Genomic DNA, 25,812 nt, shown 5'->3' on the forward strand with positions numbered 1-25,812 from the left:
GCCCCGGGAGGCATTATGTTTTTATCCGTTCAACTGAGCTGCTACCCACTCACCGATGACTACAAGCCGCCCATTCGTGCCGTTATCGAGCGGCTTGAAAAAACAGGGCTGGAGATCTTTCCGGGCCGCATGAGCACCGAAATGTTCGGTGAGTACGACGAGGTAATGCGCGTGCTCTCAGACACCATGAAATGGTCGTTCGAGGAGTACGGTAAAGCGGTGTTTGTGGCCAAGATCATGGAAGGTGATCGCCGGCCACGCTAGGGCGCTTTTGAGCCAGGCCCAGACACTCGCTCTAGTCTGGTGTAACTTTCAAAACACGTCCGTCAGCATTATCCGTTAACAGATAAACCGAACCGTCAGGGCCCGTTACGACGGCCCTGATGCGTTCGCCCAGCTCACCGAACAGGGTTTCCACGTCCGTTGCCTTGCCGTCCGCCAACCGAACACGATGCACCTGCCGGGTCACCAGTCCGCCAACCAACAGATCACCCTGCCACTGAGGAAACAGATCGCCGGTGTAAACGGTCATGCCCGATGGGGCGATGGATGGCGTCCAGTGCAGCAGCGGCGCCTCAACGCCCTCACGCTCCTCGAACGGGGTTACCCGCGCACCGGTATAGTCCAGCCCATGGGTGGTGACCGGCCAACCGTAGTTGGCGCCCGGGCGAATGACGTTGATCTCATCACCACCCCGGGGCCCGTGTTCATGAGCAATCAGCCGGCCCTGTTCGCTGTCGTAGGCCAGCCCCTGCACATTGCGATGACCATAGCTGTAGATTTCACCCTGGTAGGTGTCGTGCCCTGCAAAAGGGTTGTCGTCCGGCACGCTGCCATCCGGGTTAAGGCGCACAATACTGCCAATGTGGTTTTGACGGCGCTGGGCCTGCTCGCGGTAGTCGAAACCGTCTCCGAGGGTTAACACCAGCGTATCATCCGGCAGCCATACCATCCGCCCTCCATAATGAGCGCTGCCCTTCTTGGCCGGTTGTACCCGGAATAGTTCGCTCACATTCTCCAGGCCCTGCTCTCCCAGTTGCCCCCTGGCCAAGCAGGTGTGATTGGCATCCATGGTGCCACAGGCATAACTCAGGTAAATCTGTCGGCTCTCCTCGAAGTCCCTGGCGGGAAGCACATCAAACAGCCCTGCCTGGCCGGATGCGAAAACCTCCGGCACACCATCCAGCGGTTCCGGCATCAGGTCGCCGTTAGCCGTCAGCATTCGCAAACGTCCCGGCCTTTCAGTAACCAGCATTCGCCCATCGGGCAGGAACGCCATTGACCAGGGATGTTCCAGGCCGCTGGCCACAGTTTCAATCGTATAGTCTGTCGCCTCATCCGCTATGGCATCAGATTCAGGCAGAACCGCCCCGGCAACCATCAGAAGCATCGCAACAGGCACTGCCGAGGCATTGCCATTTTTACGGGGCAACCGGGAAACCAGAACGGCAAACAACAAACCAGAGAGAGCAGCCGTTACCAGCATGGCCAACAGTCCACCCATATCTCGCGTGGCAGCGATCAACGTAGGCATGGGCGCCAATGCATCCACAATCCGCAAGGTCGCCCACAATCCCACAGCCGAGGCAAGCGGGCACAGCCACAAACGGCCTGATTGACCAGCCAGCCGGGCCACAAGAGACGCAGCACCCTGAGAGAACAGGAAACTGAGCCCGAAGAGGATGGCGTACAAAGGGGCAAAGTTCAGAAGATCCTGAACTGTGGTTTGCAAACGGGTCGCCATACTGATTTCAACCCCCAGGCCTTCCAGCGCCTGGAGATTGAACTGGGTTTGCACAAGGCTGCCCAGCACGGAGCCCACGATCAACGCGACGATGAATGCCAGCACCACTCTCCTCCAGCCAACCAATGCTGCCATTACTTCTCTCCGGAAGGCTCCAGCTTGTCCTGAGTGCGCAGTTCGAAGTCACTGGCGTCGTGCCGTTCATGCAACTGCCTGCTCTCCTCGCCCCAGGTGCGGTTTACCATCAATCCACGCTTGACCGCCGGGCGTTCTGCGATCTCATCGGCCCAACGCACCACGTTCTTGTAGGTATGCGCTTCCAGGAATTCCGCCGCTTCATACACCTTGTTTTTCACCAGTGCGCCGTACCAGGGCCAGATCGCCATATCTGCGATGGTGTATTCGTCGCCCGCAATGTAGCGATTGTCGGCCAGTTGCCGATCCAGCACGTCCAACTGGCGCTTCACTTCCATGGTGTAGCGGTTGATCGGGTACTCGTATTTTTCCGGTGCGTAGGCGTAGAAATGGCCAAACCCACCGCCCAGGAACGGCGCACTGCCCATTTGCCAGAACAACCAGTTCATGGTTTCCGTGCGCGCCACAATGTCCGTCGGCAGGAACTCGCCAAACTTCTCAGCGAGGTAAAGCAGGATGGAGCCGGATTCAAACACGCGGACGGCCGGCGTGTGGGTGTGGTCCATCATTGCCGGTATCTTGGAATTCGGGTTCGCGTTCACGAAACCACTGCCAAACTGTTCCCCCTCGGTGATGCGGATCAGCCAGGCATCGTATTCCGCTTCCTTGATGCCCTTGGCCAACAGTTCCTCGAACATGATTGTGGCCTTCACGCCATTCGGGGTTGCCAGTGAGTAGACCTGGAACGGGTGCTCCCCTACCGGCAATTCTTTCTCGTGAGTGGGTCCGGCGATGGGGCGATTGATTTGCGAAAAGGCTCCGCCGCTCTCGGCATCCCATTTCCAGACTCTCGGTGGCGTGTAGGTGTCATCGGTCATTCATTCTTCCTCAGTTTAGTGGATCTGTTGGTAACAAGGCCTCACGCGGCCAGTTCCTGGCGCATCATGTTCAGCAGTCCGCCTTCGATAACCATACGGACCTGGCGCTCGCTAAGTTCATGCGTCAGTTCATAACGTTCGCCGTTCCGGGTATTTTTCGCAACAATCCTGTCCCCGGCTTTTAATGTTTCAACCAGCCCCTCAATCGATAACTCATCGCCCTGCTCGATGCTATCGAAGTTCTCCGGAGTGACAAAGCTCAAAGGCAACACACCAAAACTGGACAGATTCTGCCAGTGTATGCGCGAATAACTCTTGGCAATCACTGCCCGCACGCCCAGATAACGGGGCGCCAGCGCCGCATGTTCACGGCTTGACCCCTGGCCGTAATTGTCACCGCCAACGATCAGAGACCCGGTGTCCTGATACTCTTTTGCCCGTTCCGGATAGGTTGGGTCCAGCCGGGTATAAGTAAACTCGCTGATGGCCGGAATGTTACTGCGAAACGGCAGTATCCGGGAGCCGGCAGGCAGGATGTCGTCGGTGGAAACATCGTCACCAACCTTGAGCAGAACCGGCGCCTTCAACGAGTCAGGCAGTGCCTCAAACGTCGGCAGGGTGCTGATGTTCGGCCCCTTCTCAACCACCGTTAATTCCGGGTGCTTCGCCGGCGGGCGGATATTGCGATCATCCACATAAAAGGTGCTGTGCTCGTCGAACACAGGATAGTTCATATCGAGATCACGAGGGTCTGTAATCACGCCGGTCAACGCAGACGCCGTGGCTGTTTCGGGGCTGCAGAGACAGACTTTGTCTTCATCAGTACCCGACCGACCCGCAAAGTTCCGTGGAACGGTGCGCAGGCTGATCTGATCCGTTGCCGGTGCCTGCCCCATGCCAATGCAGCCATTGCAGCCGGTCTGATGCAGGCGCGCCCCAGCGCTGAGCAGATCGGTAAGATGGCCCAGTTCTACCAGGTTTTCCAGAACCTGACGCGACGTGGGGTTGATATCGAAAGATACTCCTTCGCAAACCTGACGGCCCTTCACCATCATCGCAGGAACTGCGAAATCCCTCAGGCCAGGATTCGCGGAGGACCCAATGTAGGCTTGGTAGATGGGCTCGCCAGCCACTTCCCGCACCGGGAACACCTTCCCTGGACTGCTGGGAAGTGCAATCAACGGCTCCAGCTTGCCCAGATCGATCTCGTCATGCAGATCGTAGGTGGCGCCGCGGTCGGCTTCCAGCCTCTGGAAGTCACCTTCCCGCTGTTGCTGCTTGAGAAAATCCCGCACCGCATCATCCGCCGGGAACACCGTAGCGGTGTGTCCCATCTCCTGCCCCATGTTCGCGATCACATGGCGGTCCATCGCGGACAGCCCTTTCAGGCCCGGCCCATAGTACTCGATGATGTTCCCGGCACCGCCCTTCACTCCGTGGCGGCGAAGCATTTCCAGGATGACATCCTTGGCACTCACCCAATCCGGCAGTTTCCCGGTCAGCTTCACGCCCATGACCTTTGGCATGTTGAGATAGAACGGCTCTCCACACATGGCCATGGCCACAGCCAGACCGCCAGCCCCCATTGCCAGCATTCCCAGGGAACCGGCAGCGCAGGTATGGCTGTCGGAGCCAAGAAGGGTCTTACCAGGTTTTCCAAAGCGTTCCATGTGCACTGGATGGCTGACGCCGGACCCGGCCGGGCTGAACCACAGGCCGAACCTCTCGCAGGCACTGCGCAGGAACAGGTGATCATCGGGGTTGCGGTTGTCAGTCTGCAGCAGGTTGTGGTCAACGTACTGCGCGGACAACTCGGTTTTGACCTGGCCAAGCCCCATGGCCTCCAGCTCGAGCATAACCAGTGTACCGGTTGCGTCCTGGGTCAGCGTTTGATCGATCTTCAACCCGATTTCCTCGCCGGCCTTCATCGTTCCCGACACCAGGTGTGACTCGATCAGCTTCGTGGCAACATTGCGCGGTTGATTCTTCGTCTGTTTCGTCATCGGATGACCTCCATGCGAGCCAGATTTCAGACCTTCATACCGTTAACTATAGATCCCGCTGGCCAACCCTGTCGTCAGGACTGGGGAAAACACAGCTCCTTGCTTCGGGACGTCAGGCTGCTCCACTTCGGTTTGCTGGTGTTGCGTACTTTTTTCAGATAGGTGTTCACGTCGCTGAAGTGCTTTTCGGTGGCCCCCATCCCGGTTGCCTCGTCCCGGTGAACACCGGACATAAACATCAATGCCTTATATTCATCACCGCCATCATCAATCGTGCCGCTGAGTAACTTCAGATGTGAGGCGCAAAAGATGTGCAGGTTGCGTTTATCGTAATCAACCTCTTGGGCCCAGGCCCAGCTGTTAAAGCTGAGCGCCACCAGAAAGACAGAAGTGCACAGGGTTGGCTTCATGAGGTTTTACTCCCGAAAACACCAAGCGCTGTTGGTGCGTGAATTGCGTGGTCGTCCCGGACGGACTGGGCGTAAACAGCAGCCCAGATGGGACATGTCAGAAATCGGTGCAGCCTTGTTCACTGGAAAGGTTAACTCCAATCAACAAGGCTAACCAGTAGATCAGGCAAGTGTCTTGCGATTGCGGAATTTCAATGTGGCCAATGGAAGCAGTAACAACAGCCAACTGGCTGCGCCACCGCCACCGCTACCGCCACTGCTACCGCTTGGCGCCACCTCTTGTTCCAGAAACTCCAACTCATTTTCAGCCATGGTCATCAATGCTTCGATTTCATTCAACCGAATCTGTTGCGCCTGGAACAGTCCCTGATCCAGCTGCTCTTTGATTAACACATCGCTATTCGAAATCGCTCTGGCCACATGAGCCAGTCGACGCTTGAGCTCGGCGTTACCCAAGCGCACTTCACCATCCGCAATTTCCGCCCCTATACCCAGAGAAACTCCGCCGTTCAAGTTACCATTCATGGCCAGTACGTTTAGCTGTAAAAACTCACGATACGGCAAGCACTGTGATGGGTCTTCGGCAGGATCACCTTCTGGAATGGTTCCGATAACAGGCTTCGGGTCAGCAAAAGGATCAGAGCAGTCATAGTCAGGTGCACTCCCATCGCTGTAAACCGGGTAATCCACAACGCTCATCTGACTGATGTAAAGCCCGTTATCGCTCCCATTCGAAGACTGATTTGCGTCCAAACGCCAGGATTCGCCAACTTCACCGTCTACATAGGTGCCGTCGAAAGCTTGCCTAACCGGCCCGCCAGCCGTTGCTGTTGAATCGTGCCAGCGTATACGGAGGTTGTTTTCCTTGAGTACCAGAGCGCCATTGGAAAAGTCCTCGTCGCTAACAATACAATCCGTGCCGATGCACAGATTCCCCTGCACGACCGTTTCATCCGCCCTAATCTGATCAGCATTAGACGATGAAGCCGCAGCGGCACACACTACAAAAAGACTGCATTTAAACAATTTCATGATTGATGGTTCCCAGCTGAGCAAGTGTTGTTAGTCAATCTGGGCCGCAACAGCCTCAAGCCGATCAACCAGGTCAGTCAGGCGGGATTCCAGGCCAGCCAGACGAACATCCAGGGCATCCACTTCATCAGACACCGAGGCCGTCGCCGTCGTTTTGAATGTGTTGAACTGCGCGAGTGTTATCGCATCGCTATCGTCGACAGCGTCCGCCACGAACGTTACCCGACGCTCGGAGCCCAAATCGCCGACCGAGATCGCATCCGCCACCACTTCCGCGCCGGCGCCCAAGGCTACGTCGCCTTCCGCAGAGATCACCACAGAATCAAGCTGGCTGGTTAAATTCCTGATAAAGAAGGTCGACGGCAATGCCGATCCACCATCCGTGATGCCCAGCAACCAGTCCTCGGTCGGGAAACTTGCAGAGACGCTAGTATCCCGCAACAGGATCTGCGGTGTTGGTGAATGCAGTCGGAGTGTGTCGAAACCAAATTCAGCATCAACCACACAGTGTTCGCCGGCACACAAAGACCCCTTCACGATCAGATCATCCTGAACGACCTCATCCGCGTGACTCAAGACAGGTAACGATACTGCAAGTGTAGACGCCAAAACGAAGGACTTTCGCATTCCATAATCCCTATTTGATGATACGCAGCCAATTGTGCGTAATTAGTCGCATTCCAAACTCAGGCGTCCGCCTCGCAACGAAGACCTATCCAATAAATAGACAAACAGCTGAAGCTTATGTCAGAAAATTAATAAATCAATGAAATACTTGCGACACGATAGATTTATGGCCGCTCAATTAGAGCTAGTATGGTGTGATTGCCTGTCACGTTTCTTGGGCCAGGCCAAACCCGAACGGAAATCGGGGCCATAATAAACAAGGGGAACAGCCATGAAACAAATTGTTCTCGTGTCTTCCATTGGTGTCCTCGCTGTAACGGCCAGTATTTCTTTTTGGCTGAGCCAGACTGACTCCTCTGTTGACACCGAAAAATCGATCAGCAACCCGCAAGCTACCCAGGCACTGACTCAAGAGCCGCAATCGACCAGCCAAAGCCAGAACAGAGGGCTTACAGCCGAACAACAGGCTTTGCTGGACAACCCGCAAACGCTGGAACTGGCCAACCGGCTCGACTTTGAGGAAGAACTGCACACCTTCTTTGCGAACGCCAAGAGCCTGTCTTCGGAAGAGCGCGCTGCGGAGGCAGCAATACTGGAACAGCGCCTGGCTGAGTACGAACGCCTGGGACAGGTCAGCGCAGCAGAGAGCCTGATGGTTCGCATTGCCATGACAAAACTCACCATCGAAGACGAAGCCGCGCAGAAACGGGCGTTGCAAGGCCTGATTGACCGGCAGAATGCCGCTGCGCAGGCACGCAAAGAAGAATGGCTGGCCAAACCCAGGCCGGAGTTTGAAGCCTATAAGCAGCAGGAAAAACAGATCGTGAAAGAGGTAATGGCAATGGACAAAGTGCCTGCAGGAATGACCCGCAACGAGTACTTACGCCAGCGATTGCTGGAAGCCCGTGTGGCCGCCAACAATAATGGCGATGCGCCTCAATAACGCATCGCCATCCCTACTATCGGCGGGTTCCCCGATTCCGGAGAACCTGATACCCAATGTTCTACAGAAGCTGATCAAGTGCCCAATAGAGCGGATTGAACGGCTTGTTGTAGTCAGCCTGCTGATCGGTTTCAGAGGCCTGCATCACAGCACCGCTTCCGTTCAACACGTTGGCCACAAAGTCATCCAGCTCCAGCCCGGCTTCCTGAATGTCTGAGTTGGCAAACTCAATAATTGTGGTGCAGTGGCTCTCGTTCACATCGCGGAACCATGGCAGGTAATACCCAAAATTATTCAGGTTGGACAGGGTACCCTTCAGGCGCTCTGTATCCGTATACCAGCGTTCGTGGATCAACGCCTCTTTGGTAGCCTGATCCGGCGCATTCTCGATTTCCGGATAGAAACGCTCGTAAGAATAGGAGGAGTAATTCAGATCCTGCCAGAAATGCGTATGCCCCATCCGATCATTCGGTAGCTCCGCAGAAAGGGCCGTATACAGTGAGCCGAGATCGTTCAGGTTCATCAGTGGAAGCCCGTCACTGAGGTATTCCAGCGGACCATTGGGCTGATCCAACCCCCAGGCATCACGGATAAACGACTGCAACAACACCGAAGGATAAGCTTCTGGATCCGCTCCGGAAGGCGCACTGAAGGCAGGTCCAGAGTCGTTGATCATGTACCCCCGGTTGGGCTCCATATCTCGGCGAGTCGGGTGATAATTGGTCAAACTGCCCAGGCCGCCGGCACTGCATCCGGTCGTCAGCAATTGCTTCGGCCGCTGCAGATTATCCTTCACCCACGAAATCGCGGCGCGGGTGTTGCGAAGGCCATTGTGATGCCAGATCAAAGGCTCCGCTTCCCCTTCCGGATCTTCGTACACGGCCACCTTGTCACCGGAGTAGACGTCTCCCGTGCAGTACGGGATATAAACCATGTTCCAGTTCTGGGTCTTGACCGATGTCAGTGGATTCAGGCGCACCACAAACGGACTGACCAAGCTGGCACTGGGGTTTGTCAGGTTCATGTAGTCATCGGGAATACCGTCCGGGTTGCGGGCTCCCCGAATGCCCGTCTGGCCAGAGCAGCTCTCGTAATCCCAGCAAGCGCCGCCCCCTTCCAGGTAGATAATCGTATTACTGGTGTTCGGCACGCGGTTCACAAAGAACTTGTACTCAGAGCCGTTACCACAGACAGCGCCGGTTTCGGGTGCCAGGGGAATGGTTTGCCAGGCGTAATAGTTGCCTGGCGAAAAACCATCGTTGAACCCCGGCGGGTTGGCAAGTAAGGGGTAGTCACCCTGACGCTGAGCTGCAGTAACCGGGTTATCCGCTGCCGGTGGGTTAACCAGATTCCCGAGTGTTCGCCAGAAACCATAGTCACCCAGCTCAGCCATCGCCGGGCCTGTTACGCCCAGTAGAATAAGAACAACTAGCAGTTGGTTCTTGATGCTCGTTTTCACAGGCATCCCTCCTTGATTGTTGTTATTGGGGCGTAGTCAATCATTGAGCTCACCCCTGAATCGAAACTAGACGTGACACTCTGTCATTTCAATGAATACCCCTAGAACAATTGGTCCTAAAAAATGATAGGTAATAGCGTTATTGAAAAATGTAAAGGAAATGACTGAATTGGAGAGAACTACCTCATCTACTGCCTACTTAATATTGGAACATGGCCAGCCGTGTCTCCAGCGCATCGGGCCGCTCTGCGGTTCTATGGCTGATTGGCAGTTCCATCGCCATGGGCTTTGGCATCTGGTCCATGCACTTTATCGGCATGCTCGCCTTTAGCCTTCCCATCGAACTAGGCTACGACGTCCCCCTCACCCTGCTGTCATTAGTCATCGCCATAGCGTGTTCTGCGTTCGCCCTTTATCTGGTGTGTCAGGACACGCTGCCCTGGGGGCGGCTGCTATCGGGTGGTTTACTGATGGGCCTGGGTGTAGCCAGCATGCACTACATCGGTATGGAAGCATTGCTCATGCATCCGTACATTTTCTATGTACCCTGGCTGGTTGGGCTATCCATTGTTATCGCCATTGTCGCGGCCACTGCCGCCCTTTGGCTGGCGTTTCGACTGCGAGAGAAAGCAAGCGCGCCACCTTCGGCCGCATTGGCGCGTCCCTGGTTATGGGGTGCGCCATTATCGGCATGCACTATACCGGAATGGCGGCCTCCAAATTCCCGATCGACAGCTTTTGCGGCGCGGCCAACAGCGGGATCGATACAAAGTGGCTGGCTGTGCTGGTCATCATTGTCAGCCTTGCGGTGTTCGCCATTGCTCTAATTGTGTCAATGCTTGATGTACGCACCAGCCAACTGTCCAACTCACTCGATGACGCCAAGAAACAGGGCCGCAACGGCTACTGCTTTTTCGAACACGGCATGAACGCCAATGTGCACCTGCAGATGCAAATGCAGCAAAATCTGCGGCAGGCCGTCAGCCGCAACGAGCTGGTACTGCATTATCAGCCCAAGTTTGTTGCACCTGACGGCCCCATGACTGGCCTCGAAGCCCTACTGCGATGGCTGCATATTCCGGCGAACGTGAACGCCCATTCTGGCTGAACGTGAACACCCTTTTTCTTAACGCATCACCCACCGGAGTTTGTACTCCGGGTGTTCACGTTCAGTCAATTTCCTGAAGTCTTTTTCTCATTGATTCTCCTTTCAGAGCCCAGCGGTGGGCGTTGTGCATGAGTCTGTCCAGGATGGCGTCAGCCAGGGTGTTGTCACCGATAGCGGCGTACCATTGATCGGTAGGCAACTGGCTGATGATCATGGTTGAGTGAGTGCCGTGACGGTCATCCATGATTTCCATCAGGTCGTTTCGCTGTGCCGGTTTCAGAGCTTCCAGCCCCCAGTCGTCCAGGATCAGCAGCTTTACTTTGGCCAACTGGCTGAGAGCTTTCTGGTAGGTGCCATCGGCTTTGGCCTGGGTCAGTTCCAGCAGTAATCGGGAGATCCGGTAATACCGGGTGCTGAGGCCGTTCAGGCAGGCCTGGTGCCCCACGGCGCAACCGAGGTAGGTCTTGCCGCTGCCGCAAGGGCCGGTGATCAACAGGTTCTGGCCCCGTTCGAGCCAGTCGGCCTGGGCCAGTTGAGCTACCTGGGCCTTTTTGAGGTTGCGCGGGTGCTGGTAGTCGATGTCCTGAACGGACGCCCGGAGCTTGAAGCGAGCCTGGCGCACCAGACGATCCTGCTTCCGGTGGTCCCGGCTTTGGAACTCCCGATCAAGTAACAGTTCCAGGCGTTCGGTGAACGATAGCTCGTCATAAGTCCCCGGCTGATTTTGTTGATGCTCCAGGGCGGCAGCCATGCCGCCGAGCTTCAGGTCTCTCAGTCGTGTCAGGGTTTGTAAGGTGTTCATACGGGGGTCCTAGTGGAAGCTCTTTGGGCCACGGATGTTCTCGTGATGCTGGGGCAGTTCGGTGTGTAAGGGCAGCTGTTCCGGCAGCTTGTCCCGGTTGCTCCGGAGGATGGCCTTGATGTGTTTCAGCCGGTCCAGGCCTTCGCGGTTGGCAATGCGGCAACTGGCATTCAGGCGCTCGGCGGGGTACGCCTTGCTCAGGTTGAGTAACCCGAGACAGACCCGATAGGCCTGCTCCGGATGTTCCCGCTCATCCATCCGGCCACTGACCCAGACCAGGGTGTCCGGTCCGATATCCCGGGCCCAGCTCTTGAGGCGTCCGGGCGTCCACTGCTGTTGTTTTTGATGGCGGGTGGGCATGTGCCCTGGCTCGGTGGTGATGCCGTACTGATGGCTGCGTGGGTGACTGGTGATCAGTTGCTGCCGGAAGTAGATCTGCACCAGTCGCTCACCGGCATGGAGGTCTACCTGCTCGCCGACATACTGGTGCGGCACCGAGTAATAATGGCGCTGGAACTCAATGTGGTAGTCGATGTTGACCCGGCAACGCCGGATCTCGACGTACTCATAGGGGTGTTTGGGTAACGCTTTCAGGGCGGGCTGATCGAGTGTCTTGAAGGCTTCCTGCCGGTTGCCCGGCAGCGCTCGGAAGGGGCGGCTGTTCAGGTCGTCCAACAAGGCCCGGATACACTGGTTCAGGTCGGCCAGAGTGAAGAAAGTGTGGTGGCGCAATCGCGCCAGGATCCAGCGTTCAACGATCTGTACGCCCACCTCCGCCTTGGCTTTATCCTTGGGCTTGTAGGGCCGCGCAGGCAGTACCGCGACCTGATAGTGCGCGGCCAGTTGCTGGTAGCTGGGGTTCAGGTCCGGATCGTACCGACAGGCCTTGTTGACACCGCTCCGGAGATTATCGGGAATGATCATCTCCGGAACGCCGCCAAAAAATTCAAAGGTGCGCACGTGGCTCATCAGCCAGTCCTGCAATACCTGGCTCCAGGTCGCCTCCGCGTAGGTGTAATTGGACGCCCCCAGCACGGCGACAAACACCTGGGCCGTGCGGATTTCGCCGGTTTGCGGGTTAATGATCGGAACGGTGGGGCCACAGTAGTCAATAAAGCACTTTTCACCGGCCTTGTGGATCTGGCGCATGGAGCGCCTTTGCTGCTTTTGCCAGTGCCGGAAGCGGTCACAGTATTGAGAATAGCTGTAACACCGGTTGGGGTATTGGGCGGTGTATTCCTCCCACAGCAACTGCTTGGTAACGCCCTTCTGTTTGAGGTTCTGATGGACGGTCAACCAGTCCGGTACCTGGTAACGGCTGGAGCTGGTGGGGTCAGCACCGGGATAGAGCATGGCCGCCAGGCGGCCATCGTCCAGATTCTCGGGTAAGGGCCAGGTGATTTCTAAAGCCTGGGCTCGGGTCAGGAGCTTCTGGATAGCCCCGACACTGGTTTTGGTACTGGCGCTGATCTGCCGGATCGAAAGCCCGGCTTCCAGCCTCAGACGAAGCACTTCTCTGATTTTGCGCATTGGATTTCTCTTTGCTGCCATGACCCTGATTCCCAAAAAAAGAACCAGAGTAGCAAGCGGTTGAATAAACAATGCGTTAAGAAGGATTCTGGTGGAACGTGAACACCGATTCCGGGAACGTGAACGCCAATTCCGGCATGGTGAACACCGATTCCGGAAATTCTTGAAAAGTGTTCATCTTCGACCAGAATGACTGTTCACGTTGAACCAGAATAGGTGTTCACGTTCGTCCGGAATGGGCGTTCATGATGGGCCGGAATATGCAATGGCAAAGCCCCGATCACGGATTCCTGTCACCCGATCGTTTTCTCCCGCTGGCAGAGAGCTCCGGGCTGATCGTGCCCATTGGCAACTGGGTCATCGAGGAAGCCTGCCGGCAAATGAAGGTCTGGTACGATCAGGGGCATCAGTAGTGGAGTGTAGCGGTAAACCTTTCAGCGGTTCAGCTGGAGCATCATAGCCTGGTTGACGTGGTTCGCGAGGCATTGAGAAAGCACTCCCTGGATCCCTCACACCTGGTGCTTGAAATCACCGAAACAACGGCCATGTGCAACGCAGAGACAAGCCTCACCGTATTGAACAAACTATCGGATCTCGGCGTGTCCATTTCCATCGATGACTTTGGCACCGGCTACTCAAGCCTGCTCTACCTCAAACGTTTGCCAGCCAACGAACTGAAAATAGACCGCGGCTTTATTACCGAACTGGCCCAGGATAACGATGATGAAGCAATCATCCAGGCGATCATCGCTCTGGGCAAAACGCTGGATATGAGGATTGTCGCAGAAGGTGTTGAAACAGCCGAACAACAGGCACTGCTGACCCAGCTTGGCTGCAATACCCTGCAAGGGTATCTGTTGGCGAGGCCTGCCCCGCCCGAAGCGTTGCTCGAGAAGATTGCTCACATGACCAAACGTTCGGAATCGGCTCTGGTTACTTAGGTGAGCGAAGCTGCGTGACGACTGTTGGCATCGCTGACAGAAGAATGCTGCTGCCAACTATGTTGAACTATGAAAACGACGGTGCAGATCACGCACCTGTTCGGCAAGACCGGGAACCGGACCTTCAACTGCCACGTTTGGAACGACTTCTCGGATTGGTAACGCTCGTACGGGAGGTGCTGGAACTCCAAGATCGGTAAGCCATACCGCCAATTGCTCGGAGGAGCTCACGTACACGATACGTCCCAGCCCCACCCAGCCATGGGCGGCGGCACACATCGGACAATGCTCACCAGACGTATAGACCGTTGCTTCTGCTCTGGCCTCCGGGGTCATATTCGCCGCAGCCCACCGCGCAATCTCAAACTCCGGATGGCGGGTTCGATCACCTGAGGCAACGTGGTTGTGATCTTCAAAAAGTACCTGCCCGTCCGCTGCTACAAGCACAGAGCCGAATGGCTCGTCACCCAGCTCTAGAGCCTCAGTTGCAAGTTCTATGCACCGACGCAGGTGCTGTATCTCTCCATCGTTCACCATGACGTGCTCCTCGAATCCTGTGGCCAATATCGACGCAGAAATGCGGGTGCCGTCCATCGGCCGCGTACTGATGCGGTTGATTATATTTTGCTGGCTTCGGCTTCAGGCTCACGCCCACCGCGCAACACCAAATATAGCAGCGGGCCGGCAGACACAAATACTGCTGTAAGAACAAAAAACGGGATGAGATAGCCCAACCCTTTTCCGCGACTTTTGCCATCCCGGTACATCCAGACACAGGCCAAAGCAGCGAGAATGTAGAGATCAATAACAACCTGGGCTGTGTCCGGGCTGGACATGAGCTGAACGCCAAAAGCTAAAAGCGACTGCTCTGCTCCGGCCATTACCCAAAAGGTAAAACCCATGAACAGACAGAGAATGATTAGGGGTAAAGTCGATACTCTCATGATCTTCCTTGATTGAAGTTTAAGAAATATAACGCCTTGGCTTTGCGGCGTACCGGAGCACCAGCATAGGTGCGTTCGACAACAGCCCCTGGCTAAGCTGCTTCGAAGTCCAAGCGATGAATACCATCCAGATTGACTGTACCGCGAGCCACCCATAGGTCATACATATCTTGCATCGCCAACCAGCTCTCAGGAGTACGCCCGAGAACCTTGGACAGCCGCAACGACATTTCTGGGCTAATACCACTATCCCCTTTGAGCAGCCGAGACAAAGTAGAAGGTGAAACGCCCAGACTGGAAGCAAGCTGACGAGAACTGATACCGAAAGGCTCCAGGTACACCTCGCGAATGAATTCACCAGGATGAGGCGGATTATGCATAGTCATTAGTGATAATCCTCGTAATCAAGAATGTAGGCGTTGCCGTCCTGGAACTCGAACGTCATGCGCCAATTTCCGTTAACCCTAATCGACCAGCGGCCTTTGTCTTTGCCCTTCAATGGATGAAGCCGAAAACCAGGGATATCCATGTCTTCCATTGAAGTGGCCGTATCCAGAGCAGCCAGCTGCATACGCAGCCTCTTGGCATGGTCGGGTTGTATGCCAGACGTGTGGCCGGTCGAGTAGAACCGCTTCAGTCCTTTGTGACGGAATGATTTAATCATAATAGAATGCCAGCATGTTGCGCACCACGCAACAATAGAGCTTAACGCCAGCAATAAACGGCGCCCTGACAAGGGCGTCCGGTGGAGGCAAAAGGCCGGAACGAATTTAATTGCCTTGTTAGAGCTCTCGGATACTTTTACGGCCCACAATCCAGCCACCTGAACTAACCGCAAGCGAAAAGTAAGCGATCATCAAGGTCAGAACAGCATCCCTCGAGACAACCCCAGTTACTACTGCTGGTACCAGGGCCAAGGCCGAGAGACTCGGATAGTTAAGCCTTTTGAACCGCAACAGAACCAAACATGCAGGCAAACCGAAAATTAGCGCAGAAACATAAGCGATGAACACTCCCCAGAAACCAACAAAGAGGGTCGATAAGAACACATCGGTCAGGCTGCCATAGTCGATGCCGATAAGCGCCGCGCCAAGCGGAAGCAATAAAACCGCGGGAAAAACGGCCAACGGCCCAAGCAATGCGCCCTTCACGATCCCAATTTGAGGTTCTGAGAATGTTTTCATATCGCTCTAACGCCGAGGTAAGCCGCCGGAACGAAGCGCAGCGTAGTGCCGGTCGGCTTCACCCACTGGTTAGAAGCTGGTTTGACTCCCAGTCTCATGATTGATCTTCTATCTCTACAATATCGAATCCAAAAAAACCTTTCCTCACCACGCCCTTTAAGGCATCCCCCGCCCGTGGCTTTGATTCCTTATCGAATCCCGTAAAGGTGAATGAGACGTTTCCATCAGTAAGCACGACGTATTCAATCAAATCGTATCGTATTGCCCTCTCACCCGAACCTTTGACGATAAAATCCTTTTTCTGATCGTGCGATGAGGCCAATTGGTAGTTGAGCAAGGCAATGCCTGTGGTTGACAGGAACACCAAAACGAAAGCCGCTATAGGCCAATTGAAAGCAACCTTTCTTTTACTGAAGACCACTTTGAGCCCTGTTGCTAACAGCAAACCGAGAGTTATGCTCGCTATCGACAAAACCCCATGATCAAGAGTAGTGCTGAATACCGTTCGGATCAGCTGAATCGAGGCTACTATCCAGCCTACTACGATTATCGATATCAGGATTCTTCTCGTCATAGGCTTCTAACGCCAGCAATAAACGGCGCCCTGACAAGGGCGTCCGGTGGAGGCCCATCGGGCCGGAACAAACTTAATGGTATTGTTAGGCATTGGACTTAGAAATTGCTGCTTGTGCATAAAATAGAAGCCCTTTTTCCGCAGGCCTTTCAACGTAGTCCCTTACCTGCTCTATTGGAAAATATTGCCTACCAGCGACTTCCAAACAGTACTGGGTAGTTTGATTTGAGTATGTCCAGTCACCGCCCACTTCTGTGCGTATGATCTCTCCAAGATAGACTCCACACATGAATACAGCGCCACTTAAAGGCCCTGCCTCGTCTAATTCGGATAGTCCTAAAACGATGCTTTCCAATGCATCACAAGACGAAACTCTCGGCTGAAGCTCGAAGCCAATCATCTCTGCGGTAGACTCTAAATGTGCGCAGATCTCTCTTACTTTTTCACTATCCACTCTGACTCTCTTAGTAGTGCCTAACGCCGAAGCGCACCGGTGACTTTGGCGCAGCGTAGCGGAGACAAAGGCATCCGAGTGACGCGCCTGGTTATGTTTTTTTGCTGCGCACGACCTTACATGGTCGAAGCACTATCTCTGTCTTTTCGCCGCAGTCCTCACACTCTGCTGTCAGGAGCTGATCTATCCTGAGCCCCTCAGCTAGTTTTGCAGGAAGCGCTATCGTTTTGCCGCACCCATCACAAGGGAACAATTTTTGCCGCCGGCCGAACTCAACACCTGATTCACTTATTGTCAGAATGTAGCTTTCCTTGCATGCTTCTGAACTACAACTTGCCACCATCCCATCGTAAACAAGCTCAACTTTTCGCTTGATCGTGGCTCCGCAATCATCACACTTGTAAGAGACTTCAGGGCCTGGACTAGATGTTAAAAGGTTACCCTCCGCAACCTTTCTAAATAGATCGAGCGCTTTCTCCACTTTGGTTCTGATTTTTACGGGATCACCATAGACCGACAGATCACTGTCCTTACTTCTCGGTGTCTGCACATGGAGTGCCGCGCCGGAAAGAGAATTCCAAAGTCTCCCAATCTCTTTAACATCGAAGCCTGTCTGAGTGCCAACTTCAACATATTCGAAGTTCTCGTAGTCGGTAACTGATTGCGGCGGATTGTTGGGATCTACAGGTGTCGCGGATATTGAAAATTTGAGAGACGTCGCTGCTAACTCATTGGCTTCCTGTACAACTTGTTGAACAACATCCTTTGGTTGCCATTTTCGAAGATCGGAATAGGACGTGTAGCCATAAGCAGTCATCAACCGCTCGTAGCAGATGAGCTCAATGGTGAACCGAGATTCGAGCGCGGCATAGGTGAGACTGCTGACTGCGCCCTCCTCGAGTAGTGCCTCAATTTTCTCAATTCGACTCCCAATATCCTTCATAGAATCCGTTTCATGCTAGGGCACCAAAACATAACGCTTGCAGCACGCGCGCCCTTGGAATGGAGCCGAAGGCGCAATGTAATGGGCGTCGCCGTGCCTGCACTGGTTATGGGCTTTTGAGTGTCAGTAGCAATCAAATTCAGGAAACTAAAGATGGCTTGAGAATATATCCTTGATTCTTTCTTTGCTCAAAAAATTTGATTCTATTTTGTATGTTCTACTATCAGCGCCTTTTTCTGTCATAAATACCGTGGACTTATCTGATCCGATAAAATAGAAAAATTCCTTATCGCCACCTGACCATATTCCTGAATCTCTGTTTTTCATGAAGACATATCGAAAAGATTCAACAGCAGCTCCATCACACTCAGCCTCACTTTCACTTAAAACAGATCTAAAGAAAGCTTCCGGGCTACAGCCACCTGTATTTACCTCCTTATCTAGACTAAAGCCAACGATATCCTTCCCGGGCTCGTCGCTGTATTTTGCGATTAGAATTTCGCTATCTGTTCCAAGGTATCCCACTACCACGGGATTATTAGGGATATAAAAATCAAGCTCGCCATAAATTATACGCAAATCACTTTCACTTGCTGACAATGAGAAAGGAAAAAATGAAATAAGCGCTAAAATAAAAAACTTATTCATATTAAAGGCCCCATAATGCTGCGCGAATATGAGTTTTATAATTTGCAGCGACTTGGTCTCGACACATATTATAAAGCGAGGTATCTCCAGACATTATTCTCTGGCCAATTTTTGCTATTTCTTTGATGATGTAATTAATGCTTGGCGTGTAAGTCGGTCTTGGTACTAAATCTATTGACGCAGTACATCCCTGAGCTTCTGTGAGGGCTTCATACATTACTTTTGCGGCGTTTTCGTTCACTGAGTGAGGCTGCGCCAAGCCTTGCCAGAAAAAATTGATTACAGCAGCTACATATTCCCTGTCATCTGATCTCATTCCCTTCTCCTTTTTGTCGATGACTCTTCGGCACCGTCCTGATGCCGAGAAAATTCTAACAATATCGCTTAGTTAACTCCAGAGATGAAACCCCTGATCTTCCTGATGACTGGGCCCATAACGCCGCCAGCACAGGCCGGAGCACGCAGTGCGGAGGTCCAGCCCCGAAGGGGCGATTGTGCCTGGCCTTGTATGGATAATTTCTGCCGTGTTTGGGTAAATTGAGGCCCACCCCCAGTGGCCGCTGGGGGCCTTCATGCAGCAGCTCGATGATGGCAGGCTCCTCATTCGAGAGACCGGTAACAAGTGCGTAGCGCTGCATGACTCTCAAGCGATAACTCGAACAGTCATCGGGGCCTCGAGCCCGTATAGCAAGGCAGAGTCAGCTTATTATGAACAGCAGCCAAATCCAAACCTCCGTTAATATCGGTGTCGACGTCGGTAAAGCCAACCTTGATATCGCTCTCCATCCTTCCGGACAGTTTTATTCAATTCCCAACAGCGAAGCTCACATTCGCCGGTTCATAAAAATCCTCAAGAATTATGACATTGAACGCATTGTAGTGGAGGCCACAGGGAGACATGAGCACGCCTTGGTTCAGGCCAGCAATCAGGCCGGCTTGCCCATCATTGTCGTCAACCCAATCAGTGTCAGGCGCTACGCCCAAGCCATCGGCGTGCTCGCCAAAACCGACCGGATTGATGCCCAGGTGATTGCCAAATATGCCGCCACACTCAAGCCGGAATTCAGACCCATCCCGGACAAAACATCACAAAAGATCAGAGGCTTATTAGCCAGGCGGGCTCAGCTTATGGAGATGTCCACCATGGAGAAAAACCGCCTCCAGATCATGCCAAAGCCTCTTCATCGATCCATTAAAAGCCTGCTCAGGATGCTTCAGAATCAGATTGAAGCCGTAACCCGACAGATCGAGCAGGAAGTGGCTAAAGTGGGCCATTGGCGTACCAAAATGGAGGTCATGACCAGCATGCCCGGTGTTGGGAAGGTGCTCGCCTACACCCTCCTCAGTGAGCTCCCGGAACTAGGATCATTGAACCGAAAAGAGATCGCCGCACTAGTCGGTGTCGCACCCATAAACCGGGACAGCGGCAAGCTGAATGGCAAGCGGAGAATACGCGGTGGCCGCCACAGAGTTCGCACTGTCATGTTCATGGCCATGCTCTCATCCATCCAATGCAACCCCGTATTCAAGCGCTTTTATGAGCGCCTGAAAGCCCAGGGAAAGATCCCAAAAGTAGCCCTCATCGCCTGCATGAGAAAAATGATTGTGGTGCTCAATACCATGGTCAAAAACCAGGAATCCTGGCGGAGCGAAATGGCTTAATTTATGGAATTGACACCACAGTCACTTGTTAGGTGCATTCGCTAGCTCTCCATTTCAATGTCTTCGATCTTTCCATCTTCATCGAAAGACACACTTACTACATAGTCTGTAACGTCGTCGGGTAGCGTAAAGTCATAGACCTCTTCGTTTTCCCATTTCGAGCGTAAAACTAATAGACCTATGACTTGCTCACTCGATGGAATTTCAGTGCTCAAATGCTTTTCCCAGTATGTTCCAGGAAGTTCATCTATATGATGCGAAACAAACTCATCAATACTGTACTCACCCCGCTCTGTACCAGATGCCTTTCTGATACCTTCGAGAGCTTTAGCTTCGTTACTCATTCAGTCACCTAATCGGGATAGGGAGGCACCTCACGGTGCCCCTCCTCCCACATCACCGGGCATACGGATCACGTACCACGGCGATTCAGTGACTTGATTCAACCCGTTACCGCACTGCCAATTCCGGCAGTCCATAGCTCCGGAACAATCGGGCCGGTAAGGCGTGCCGCAGGGCCGGCGAATGACTCAGCCGCCACGGTCCATGGGCCGATTTGGCGGTGTTCCAGGCCAGCTCGACCGAGACACCCCTCTTTCTCAGCTCACGATACCCTTTTCGGTCCCATTGCTTCCACACGTAACTTCTCATTCTCCGCCGTATCCACTTGTCCAGGTCCCGCAGCGGGCTCAGTACTTCGGCTGCGTCGAAGTACGCTTTCCAACCAAGCAGGGTCTCTTTCAGATCTGTGATCACCTGGGCCAGTGAGTGGCCCCGTGTTCGGCGGCTCAGTGTCCGGATCTGGGCTTTCAGCTTGCTGATGGCTTTGTCAGCCACCTTCAAGCGTTGCCCTTTCCGGCTGAGGGTGAAGCCCAGGAAACTTCGCTTCCAGGGCCGGTCTACCGCGCTCTTTCGTGTATTCACTGTGAGCCTCAGCGAGTCCTCGATAAAGCGCGTCAGACTCACCATTACCCGCTCACCAGCTCGGCGACTGCTAACATGGATCTGACAGTCGTCCGCGTAGCGGGCAAATTTCAGGTTGCGCCGTTCCAGCTCCCAGTCCAGTTCGTCCAGCACCACATTGGCCAACACCGGAGACAGTGGCCCGCCTTGCGGCACGCCTTCTCGTGTCGGGGCTTTGTGGTGCTCGATCTGGACCCCTGCCTTCAGATACCGGTTGATCAGCCTGAGCAGCGGCTTGTCCGGCGTGTGCCGTTTCAACCGTGTCATCAGGCGATCATGGTTCACCCGGTCAAAGAAGGCCTCCAGGTCCAGATCCACCACCCAGTCACGGCCTTCCCGGGCACAGTGTTGTCCGTATCGGACCCCTTGATGAGCAGAGCGTCCCGGTCGGAAGCCATAGCTGTGTGGGTGGAAGCGCGGTTCCCAGTCTTGCTGGATAACCTGGGCAATCGCTTGTTGGATGAAGCGATCCAGCACTGTCGGTATGCCCAATGGGCGGGAACCGCCATTGGCTTTGGGAATGGTGACCCGCCGTACCGGCTTTGGTCGGTAGGTCTGCTGGAGCAGTTGTTGCCGGATCTCTGGCCAGTGTTGGCGTAGATAATCCGGCAGTTCATCCACGGTCATGCCGTCGATGCCCGGCGCTCCCTTGTTACGTCGAACCTGTTTCAGGGCGCGATTGAGGTTGTCCCTGCTCAATACACGCGCCATCCACGGTGAGGGTTGATCGGAGTGCGAGTCTTCCCGATTTCCGGAAACAGGTTCATCCCCTGGCTTTACCAGGGGCAGCGCAAGCTGCTTTGCGGATGCCATCCCGTTTCCCTGCACGGAACCTCGACTCCTGTCTCTGTTCGGGCCTTCGGTTCACGGGCGAACCTACTATGCCCTCGGCTGATTTCTGCCACGCGATCAGAGGCGATCGCTCGTCTCTCAGTGGGTCCGTCCACACGCAGCAGACCTCCCGGGGTAAGGCACAGAGCTTTCACGGCGTGAACGCCCGATTTATAAAGCACATCCCGGTCGCAGAAGGAGGGCTTCGCGGTCACGTGCCCGCTCGCCCCGGATGTACCACACCTCGTATCGGGTTCCTGTTCGTCGCCCCGCCGCTTTGGATTGGGCTTCCTCCAGACCCCACCTCGCGATGACGCCCTTGCCCTTCTCCTAGCCTTCGGCTCTGCGAACACCTGGCAGGAGGACTTTCACCTCCCTAGTTCTGTGCCATGCCCGGCACACACGCGAAGCTAAGCGGCGCCCTGACAAGGGCGTCCGGTGGAGGCCGAAGGCCGGAACGTACTTAAGCGACTGGTTAGCTGGGGGTAACGAGGAAGACCAATCCCTGGCTAACAACATGACGGCATGCTCCGCTGCCCTGGCACCGCCATACGCCGATGCATCGTGATTAAAACCACCGCCTTTGATGCGGTGAATGAACCTGAACTTCAGGGTAGCAGACCAGGATCGAGTTTTCGGCGGATTGCCCCACAAAGGCAAACACAGATTTCTATACCAACACCTGCGACCGATTGAGCTGCCAGCAACACTGCGAATTCTGACGGCCTTGGCGGAACACCGAAACTGACGATTTTGCTGCCTGCTTACGGCCAAGGCCCCATGGCACCCAACCACCAAAAAACGAACAGGGCACTACCAGCTAACGCTTTTGTTCAGCGGCGACCTTTTTGCAGCGAAGCGGAGAAAAGGGCGTCCGGTGGAGGGCCGCCAGGGCCGGAACGAACTGCAACTACTGGTTAGATTGTGATTCCGCGATTGACTTCATGTTCTCGTTGAACTGCGAATAGTTCTTTTGGTAAAGCGCTGACAGCTTCTTGCGAAACAAGGGGCTGACTAAGCCAAAAAATGATTCTTTTTGTGTGAACCTGCAAGATCCTTTGGAAGTTTCTTCCAAGATGAGCTTTCTCTTTCCATGCAGCAGCGACCTACTTAATGGCAAAGCACCTGTCCATTCGATTGATTTCCCATCAACGACTTTCACGCCGAAAAGGTTAATGGTGACAGGTAGCGGCCCGGCGCGAAATATCAATTTCTCAGGCCGTTCATCATTCTTCTTTATTTCGATTCCGGGACCGTGCCAATCATCCCAGTGCTCAAAATCTGAAAGAATTTTCCAAACGACCTCAGCGCCCGCATCGATATCTATTCCTACCTCAACATCCGGTGTGCTCATGGCTCCTCCTTCTGTCAATCTAACGCGAAGCTTAGCGGCGCCCTTGTAATGGAGGCGAAGCCGCAATGTAAAGGGCGTCCGGCGGCCATCGGCCGCGTACTACAGCGACTGGTTAGTGGCAGGTAATGACACTGCCTGTTCCCTGGCACTGACCGTGACGGCCTACTCCGTAACCCGGCACCGACATCAGCCGATGCACTATGTTTGAATCACCGCCAACGATGCGGTGAATGAACCTGAACTCAAAGGTAGCAGATCCAGACAAAGTTTTCGGCTGACGGCCCCACACGGTGAACACTGAATTTCCCGCCACCGATTCTGCTTGCTGGAGCAACCAAACTGGACGCGCATTATGACGGCCTTGGTGCTCACCAAATTATGCGGGTTTGGCAACCAGGCCCGGCACCAAGGCCACTGGCACACAGCAACCTAAAAGGACCGAAGCCACAGCCACTAACGCCAAGCTAAGCGGCGGCCCGACAGGGCCGTCCGGTGGAGGCCGAAGGCCGCAACAAACTTAAGCGATTTGTTAGTGGTTTTCTTGATCATGGGTACCAGCGCTTGTGCGCCTCGGGGTCATGACCGAAACCGGCTGACATCAGCAAATCGCGATAATCTGTGTTTGCTAATGCAACAGCCTTCCGAAGATCCTCCATACGTCCCTCGCTGATCTTGAGAACAGATAACCAGACTCGCTCCAAGCTCTCTTCGGACCAATCCCGGCAGCCAGGTACAGTATTGGAACAGCTCTTTATCAGAATCTGCTCGACTTCGCCCACTTCATCACTGCCAAACATTAGCTTGACGACCTTTTCGGTTTTTCTCGATAGCTCCATCTTTGACACCATGGTCCTACCCACGAAAAGTAGACACTCGGTTATGCGCATCTGCGCTCGTATTCCACCGGGCTGAGATAGCCCAAAGCGGAGTGTCTTCTCTTTCGATTATAAAACACTTCGATGTACTCGAAGATAGCGGATTTGGCCGCCGCGATCGACTCGAAACACTCGGCATAGACCAGCTCCACCTTCAATCGACTGAAAAACGATTCCATCGGGGCGTTGTCCCAACAGTTCCCTTTCCGACTCATGCTGGGCACACAGTCTTTGGAGCGCAGGTATTCCTGATAGCCCACTGAGCGGTATTGCACACCCCGATCCGAGTGCACAATCAGCCCTGGACTAATCTCTCGGCGGCCATACGCCATGCTCAGGGCATCGGTAATCAACGTCTCGGTCATGCTCATATCCAGTGACCACCCAACGATGTAGCGGGAGTGCAGGTCCATCACGGTGGCGAGATACAGCCAGCGATCTTTCACCCAGATATACGTGATGTCGGTGGTCCACTTCTGGTTCGGCCGTTCAGCGGCAAACTGACGCCACAACAGGTTGTCTGCGACGTTGGTCATTGCCTCGGACGAGCGGCTGTACTTGAACGCTTTGCCATTGCGGGCGCGAATGTCCTTTGCCCGCATGATCCCGGCCACGTAGTTGACCGAGCAGGGTGTGCCACTGGCCGTTAATTCCTGGGCGATCCGTGGGGCACCATAGCGCGCTTTGAAGCACTCGTAGGTCTCCATGATGGCCGCTTCGGTTTCCGCCCTGCGTTGTTCCCTCAAACTGACTGGGCGCTGTTTCCAGCGATAATAGCCACTCGCTGACACTTCCATCACCCGGCACATCAGGCGCACCGCGTAGCACTGACAGAATTCACTGATCAGCGCGTACTTCACTCTTGGGACTTCGCGAAGTACGCAGACACCTTTTTTAGAAATTCGTTTTCCTTCTTCAAGGTCTCGTTCTCGCGCCGCAGCTTGCGCATGGCTTCGCTCTCGGCCTTGGAATAATCGACGCCATCAACGCTGTTAAACTGCTTGTCCGACAGGCGGGTGAACTGACGACGCCAGTTGTAGATCTGGCCCGGATGAATGCCTAGCTCACGGGCAACCGAAGCGGCTGTATTACCTGGCTGATCGGATCTGCGAACGGCTTCCCGACGGAACTCTTCGGTGTAGGCCTGGGTCTTCTTGCGGCTCATGGAGCACCTCCGTGCTAGGGGCAACCCTAACTATAGAAGGTGTCTACTATTCATGGGTAACTCGGACCACTAACGCCCAGCGCAGGCGCAGCCAGCGCGGAGCGCATTTTGTGTTAATGTTTGAGCGCCAGCGAGTAACACAAAAGGTGCGTAGCGTTGGCTGTCGCTCTGCCGCTGATTGTTATGCATTTATCCCTAGGGCCTCATATAAGACTCAAAATTCTCAATGTAGTCGTCAAGATTTTCCATTAACATCTTTCGATACTCCGCTACGAAGTACTCCAATGTTTCATCTTTGGCTGCAGCCATTTCTTCCGAGGAATTCCACCCGCAAGCACTAACCCAAGCATTAAAGCGCGCAGTGGCATACATATTTGACGCGCTCACTTTCCCTATACCCACTTCCGTGGTGATCTGATCATTTGAAAGGTGGATATGAGCATCCGCCCTTTCATAAAATTCGTTATCTACTTCTTGCACGGACTCTCCTTCAGTGCATAACGCCAATATTCAGCGGCGGCCTTTGCGTAGCGAAGCGGAGAAAAGGCCGTCCGGTGGAGGCCCATCAGGGCCGGAACGAACTGGAATGACTTGTTAACTGAT

The 25,812-nt window shown here is 54.3% G+C and carries 29 protein-coding genes and 2 pseudogenes; 5 read left to right on the forward strand and 26 right to left on the reverse strand.

Annotated features, from left to right (window positions below):
• Positions 1 to 15 precede the first annotated feature (15 nt).
• The gene (locus tag SIC19_RS01185; protein ID WP_036206861.1) at positions 16 to 264 is read left to right on the forward strand and encodes a thiamine-binding protein; all 249 of its coding nucleotides are present in this window, start codon (positions 16 to 18) and stop codon (positions 262 to 264) included.
• Between the two features lie 31 nt (positions 265 to 295).
• On the opposite strand, the gene SIC19_RS01190 is transcribed toward SIC19_RS01185, so the two are convergent.
• The 6 genes from SIC19_RS01190 to SIC19_RS01215 form a co-directional block, all read right to left on the reverse strand.
• Complete coding sequence (locus SIC19_RS01190) at positions 296 to 1,879, reverse strand: PQQ-dependent sugar dehydrogenase (RefSeq protein WP_127400999.1); 1,584 nt, start codon at positions 1,877 to 1,879, stop codon at positions 296 to 298.
• A complete protein-coding gene (yghU, locus tag SIC19_RS01195) occupies positions 1,879 to 2,757 on the reverse strand; it encodes a glutathione-dependent disulfide-bond oxidoreductase (RefSeq protein ID WP_036206857.1) in 879 nt (292 codons plus the stop codon). Before yghU ends, SIC19_RS01190 begins: the two co-directional genes overlap by 1 nt.
• A 41-nt stretch (positions 2,758 to 2,798) precedes the next feature.
• The gene (locus SIC19_RS01200) at positions 2,799 to 4,760 is read right to left on the reverse strand and encodes an aconitate hydratase (RefSeq protein WP_127400998.1); all 1,962 of its coding nucleotides are present in this window, start codon (positions 4,758 to 4,760) and stop codon (positions 2,799 to 2,801) included.
• A 74-nt stretch (positions 4,761 to 4,834) separates the two neighbouring features.
• On the reverse strand, positions 4,835 to 5,170 hold the full coding sequence (locus tag SIC19_RS01205) for a hypothetical protein (protein ID WP_085681025.1): 336 nt from the start codon (positions 5,168 to 5,170) through the stop codon (positions 4,835 to 4,837).
• Between the two features lie 162 nt (positions 5,171 to 5,332).
• On the reverse strand, positions 5,333 to 6,112 hold the full coding sequence (locus tag SIC19_RS01210; protein WP_127400996.1) for a hypothetical protein: 780 nt from the start codon (positions 6,110 to 6,112) through the stop codon (positions 5,333 to 5,335).
• 120 nt (positions 6,113 to 6,232) lie between these two features.
• The gene (locus SIC19_RS01215) at positions 6,233 to 6,829 is read right to left on the reverse strand and encodes a hypothetical protein (RefSeq protein WP_127400994.1); all 597 of its coding nucleotides are present in this window, start codon (positions 6,827 to 6,829) and stop codon (positions 6,233 to 6,235) included.
• Between the two features lie 271 nt (positions 6,830 to 7,100).
• On the opposite strand from SIC19_RS01215, the gene SIC19_RS01220 reads away from it, so the two are divergent.
• Entirely contained in the window at positions 7,101 to 7,772 is a 672-nt protein-coding gene (locus SIC19_RS01220; RefSeq protein WP_127400993.1) for a hypothetical protein, read from the forward strand.
• 61 nt (positions 7,773 to 7,833) lie between these two features.
• Here SIC19_RS01220 and SIC19_RS01225 read toward each other — a convergent pair whose 3' ends face one another.
• On the reverse strand, positions 7,834 to 9,237 hold the full coding sequence (locus SIC19_RS01225; protein ID WP_085681033.1) for a pectin acetylesterase-family hydrolase: 1,404 nt from the start codon (positions 9,235 to 9,237) through the stop codon (positions 7,834 to 7,836).
• 203 nt (positions 9,238 to 9,440) lie between these two features.
• Here SIC19_RS01225 and SIC19_RS01230 point away from each other — a divergent pair.
• Positions 9,441 to 10,306, forward strand: a pseudogene (locus SIC19_RS01230) (MHYT domain-containing protein); the annotation flags it as partial.
• Positions 10,307 to 10,400: 94 nt separating this feature from the next.
• On the opposite strand, the gene istB reads toward SIC19_RS01230, so the two are convergent.
• Both istB and istA read right to left on the reverse strand, forming a co-directional pair.
• Positions 10,401 to 11,141: an IS21-like element helper ATPase IstB gene (gene istB, locus SIC19_RS01235; RefSeq protein ID WP_127400812.1), complete on the reverse strand. Its 741-nt coding sequence runs from the start codon at positions 11,139 to 11,141 to the stop codon at positions 10,401 to 10,403.
• 9 nt (positions 11,142 to 11,150) lie between these two features.
• Complete coding sequence (gene istA / locus SIC19_RS01240) at positions 11,151 to 12,692, reverse strand: IS21 family transposase (protein ID WP_127401805.1); 1,542 nt, start codon at positions 12,690 to 12,692, stop codon at positions 11,151 to 11,153.
• A 251-nt stretch (positions 12,693 to 12,943) separates the two neighbouring features.
• Here istA and SIC19_RS01245 point away from each other — a divergent pair.
• A pseudogene (locus SIC19_RS01245) lies at positions 12,944 to 13,612 on the forward strand (putative bifunctional diguanylate cyclase/phosphodiesterase); the annotation flags it as partial.
• 57 nt (positions 13,613 to 13,669) lie between these two features.
• Here SIC19_RS01245 and SIC19_RS01250 read toward each other — a convergent pair.
• From SIC19_RS01250 to SIC19_RS01295, 10 genes are all read right to left on the reverse strand, one after another.
• Positions 13,670 to 14,149 (reverse strand): nucleoside deaminase, encoded by a 480-nt coding sequence (locus tag SIC19_RS01250; RefSeq protein ID WP_127400991.1) that lies wholly within the window; start codon positions 14,147 to 14,149, stop codon positions 13,670 to 13,672.
• An 80-nt stretch (positions 14,150 to 14,229) separates the two neighbouring features.
• A complete protein-coding gene (locus SIC19_RS01255; protein ID WP_041333076.1) occupies positions 14,230 to 14,556 on the reverse strand; it encodes a DUF2834 domain-containing protein in 327 nt (108 codons plus the stop codon).
• A gap of 92 nt (positions 14,557 to 14,648) precedes the next feature.
• A complete protein-coding gene (locus SIC19_RS01260; protein WP_023012140.1) occupies positions 14,649 to 14,942 on the reverse strand; it encodes a HigA family addiction module antitoxin in 294 nt (97 codons plus the stop codon).
• The gene (locus SIC19_RS01265) at positions 14,942 to 15,220 is read right to left on the reverse strand and encodes a type II toxin-antitoxin system RelE/ParE family toxin (protein WP_127400989.1); all 279 of its coding nucleotides are present in this window, start codon (positions 15,218 to 15,220) and stop codon (positions 14,942 to 14,944) included. The genes SIC19_RS01260 and SIC19_RS01265 overlap by 1 nt, the downstream gene beginning before the upstream one ends.
• 118 nt (positions 15,221 to 15,338) lie before the next feature.
• Complete coding sequence (locus SIC19_RS01270; RefSeq protein ID WP_126810249.1) at positions 15,339 to 15,740, reverse strand: hypothetical protein; 402 nt, start codon at positions 15,738 to 15,740, stop codon at positions 15,339 to 15,341.
• A 94-nt stretch (positions 15,741 to 15,834) separates the two neighbouring features.
• Positions 15,835 to 16,314, reverse strand: a complete 480-nt coding sequence (locus tag SIC19_RS01275; RefSeq protein ID WP_126810250.1) for a hypothetical protein — start codon at positions 16,312 to 16,314, stop codon at positions 15,835 to 15,837.
• An 85-nt stretch (positions 16,315 to 16,399) separates the two neighbouring features.
• Entirely contained in the window at positions 16,400 to 16,768 is a 369-nt protein-coding gene (locus SIC19_RS01280) for a hypothetical protein (protein ID WP_126810251.1), read from the reverse strand.
• Between the two features lie 91 nt (positions 16,769 to 16,859).
• A complete protein-coding gene (locus SIC19_RS01285) occupies positions 16,860 to 17,711 on the reverse strand; it encodes a hypothetical protein (RefSeq protein ID WP_126810252.1) in 852 nt (283 codons plus the stop codon).
• A gap of 147 nt (positions 17,712 to 17,858) precedes the next feature.
• Positions 17,859 to 18,359, reverse strand: a complete 501-nt coding sequence (locus tag SIC19_RS01290; RefSeq protein ID WP_126810253.1) for a hypothetical protein — start codon at positions 18,357 to 18,359, stop codon at positions 17,859 to 17,861.
• Between the two features lies 1 nt (position 18,360).
• Entirely contained in the window at positions 18,361 to 18,675 is a 315-nt protein-coding gene (locus SIC19_RS01295; protein ID WP_126810254.1) for a hypothetical protein, read from the reverse strand.
• Positions 18,676 to 19,067: 392 nt separating this feature from the next.
• Here SIC19_RS01295 and SIC19_RS01300 point away from each other — a divergent pair, with 392 nt between their 5' ends.
• On the forward strand, positions 19,068 to 20,021 hold the full coding sequence (locus tag SIC19_RS01300) for an IS110 family transposase (RefSeq protein WP_126810255.1): 954 nt from the start codon (positions 19,068 to 19,070) through the stop codon (positions 20,019 to 20,021).
• Positions 20,022 to 20,062: 41 nt separating this feature from the next.
• On the opposite strand, the gene SIC19_RS01305 is transcribed toward SIC19_RS01300, so the two are convergent.
• The 7 genes from SIC19_RS01305 to SIC19_RS01335 form a co-directional block, all read right to left on the reverse strand.
• The gene (locus SIC19_RS01305) at positions 20,063 to 20,365 is read right to left on the reverse strand and encodes a DUF2004 domain-containing protein (RefSeq protein ID WP_085681055.1); all 303 of its coding nucleotides are present in this window, start codon (positions 20,363 to 20,365) and stop codon (positions 20,063 to 20,065) included.
• Positions 20,366 to 20,471: 106 nt separating this feature from the next.
• Positions 20,472 to 21,797 carry a group II intron reverse transcriptase/maturase gene (gene ltrA / locus SIC19_RS01310; protein WP_127400988.1) on the reverse strand — a complete coding sequence of 442 codons (1,326 nt, stop codon included), beginning with the start codon at positions 21,795 to 21,797 and terminating at the stop codon, positions 20,472 to 20,474.
• 928 nt (positions 21,798 to 22,725) lie between these two features.
• Positions 22,726 to 23,169: an SRPBCC domain-containing protein gene (locus SIC19_RS01315; RefSeq protein ID WP_289601065.1), complete on the reverse strand. Its 444-nt coding sequence runs from the start codon at positions 23,167 to 23,169 to the stop codon at positions 22,726 to 22,728.
• A gap of 545 nt (positions 23,170 to 23,714) precedes the next feature.
• Entirely contained in the window at positions 23,715 to 24,005 is a 291-nt protein-coding gene (locus SIC19_RS01320) for a hypothetical protein (protein WP_269400283.1), read from the reverse strand.
• A 41-nt stretch (positions 24,006 to 24,046) separates the two neighbouring features.
• Positions 24,047 to 24,946 (reverse strand): IS3 family transposase, encoded by a 900-nt coding sequence (locus SIC19_RS01325; RefSeq protein ID WP_144402177.1) that lies wholly within the window; start codon positions 24,944 to 24,946, stop codon positions 24,047 to 24,049.
• A complete protein-coding gene (locus SIC19_RS01330; protein WP_041333525.1) occupies positions 24,901 to 25,209 on the reverse strand; it encodes a transposase in 309 nt (102 codons plus the stop codon). Before SIC19_RS01330 ends, SIC19_RS01325 begins: the two co-directional genes overlap by 46 nt.
• Before the next feature lie 195 nt (positions 25,210 to 25,404).
• Entirely contained in the window at positions 25,405 to 25,689 is a 285-nt protein-coding gene (locus SIC19_RS01335; RefSeq protein WP_269400284.1) for a DUF3144 domain-containing protein, read from the reverse strand.
• Positions 25,690 to 25,812 lie beyond the last annotated feature (123 nt).

This window comes from Marinobacter sp. MIT930201 (genome assembly GCF_047122665.1).
GTDB lineage: Bacteria > Pseudomonadota > Gammaproteobacteria > Pseudomonadales > Oleiphilaceae > Marinobacter > Marinobacter salarius.

Bases quoted from the DNA above. Each gene is read 5' to 3' on its own strand.
- SIC19_RS01205 (WP_085681025.1), bottom strand. From the start codon at position 5,170: ATGAAGCCAACCCTGTGCACTTCTGTCTTTCTGGTGGCGCTCAGCTTT.
- istB (WP_127400812.1), bottom strand. From the start codon at position 11,141: ATGAACACCTTACAAACCCTGACACGACTGAGAGACCTGAAGCTCGGC.
- SIC19_RS01315 (WP_289601065.1), bottom strand. From the start codon at position 23,169: ATGAGCACACCGGATGTTGAGGTAGGAATAGATATCGATGCGGGCGCT.
- SIC19_RS01250 (WP_127400991.1), bottom strand. From the start codon at position 14,149: ATGGTGAACGATGGAGAGATACAGCACCTGCGTCGGTGCATAGAACTT.
- SIC19_RS01285 (WP_126810252.1), bottom strand. From the start codon at position 17,711: ATGAAGGATATTGGGAGTCGAATTGAGAAAATTGAGGCACTACTCGAG.
- SIC19_RS01275 (WP_126810250.1), bottom strand. From the start codon at position 16,314: ATGACGAGAAGAATCCTGATATCGATAATCGTAGTAGGCTGGATAGTA.
- SIC19_RS01215 (WP_127400994.1), bottom strand. From the start codon at position 6,829: ATGCGAAAGTCCTTCGTTTTGGCGTCTACACTTGCAGTATCGTTACCT.
- SIC19_RS01220 (WP_127400993.1), top strand. From the start codon at position 7,101: ATGAAACAAATTGTTCTCGTGTCTTCCATTGGTGTCCTCGCTGTAACG.
- SIC19_RS01305 (WP_085681055.1), bottom strand. From the start codon at position 20,365: ATGAGTAACGAAGCTAAAGCTCTCGAAGGTATCAGAAAGGCATCTGGT.
- istA (WP_127401805.1), bottom strand. From the start codon at position 12,692: ATGGCAGCAAAGAGAAATCCAATGCGCAAAATCAGAGAAGTGCTTCGT.
- SIC19_RS01320 (WP_269400283.1), bottom strand. From the start codon at position 24,005: ATGGAGCTATCGAGAAAAACCGAAAAGGTCGTCAAGCTAATGTTTGGC.
- ltrA (WP_127400988.1), bottom strand. From the start codon at position 21,797: ATGGCATCCGCAAAGCAGCTTGCGCTGCCCCTGGTAAAGCCAGGGGAT.
- SIC19_RS01265 (WP_127400989.1), bottom strand. From the start codon at position 15,220: ATGATTAAATCATTCCGTCACAAAGGACTGAAGCGGTTCTACTCGACC.
- SIC19_RS01270 (WP_126810249.1), bottom strand. From the start codon at position 15,740: ATGAAAACATTCTCAGAACCTCAAATTGGGATCGTGAAGGGCGCATTG.
- SIC19_RS01300 (WP_126810255.1), top strand. From the start codon at position 19,068: ATGAACAGCAGCCAAATCCAAACCTCCGTTAATATCGGTGTCGACGTC.
- SIC19_RS01200 (WP_127400998.1), bottom strand. From the start codon at position 4,760: ATGACGAAACAGACGAAGAATCAACCGCGCAATGTTGCCACGAAGCTG.
- SIC19_RS01295 (WP_126810254.1), bottom strand. From the start codon at position 18,675: ATGAGATCAGATGACAGGGAATATGTAGCTGCTGTAATCAATTTTTTC.
- SIC19_RS01255 (WP_041333076.1), bottom strand. From the start codon at position 14,556: ATGAGAGTATCGACTTTACCCCTAATCATTCTCTGTCTGTTCATGGGT.
- SIC19_RS01330 (WP_041333525.1), bottom strand. From the start codon at position 25,209: ATGAGCCGCAAGAAGACCCAGGCCTACACCGAAGAGTTCCGTCGGGAA.
- SIC19_RS01290 (WP_126810253.1), bottom strand. From the start codon at position 18,359: ATGAATAAGTTTTTTATTTTAGCGCTTATTTCATTTTTTCCTTTCTCA.
- SIC19_RS01225 (WP_085681033.1), bottom strand. From the start codon at position 9,237: ATGCCTGTGAAAACGAGCATCAAGAACCAACTGCTAGTTGTTCTTATT.
- SIC19_RS01260 (WP_023012140.1), bottom strand. From the start codon at position 14,942: ATGACTATGCATAATCCGCCTCATCCTGGTGAATTCATTCGCGAGGTG.
- SIC19_RS01190 (WP_127400999.1), bottom strand. From the start codon at position 1,879: ATGGCAGCATTGGTTGGCTGGAGGAGAGTGGTGCTGGCATTCATCGTC.
- yghU (WP_036206857.1), bottom strand. From the start codon at position 2,757: ATGACCGATGACACCTACACGCCACCGAGAGTCTGGAAATGGGATGCC.
- SIC19_RS01185 (WP_036206861.1), top strand. From the start codon at position 16: ATGTTTTTATCCGTTCAACTGAGCTGCTACCCACTCACCGATGACTAC.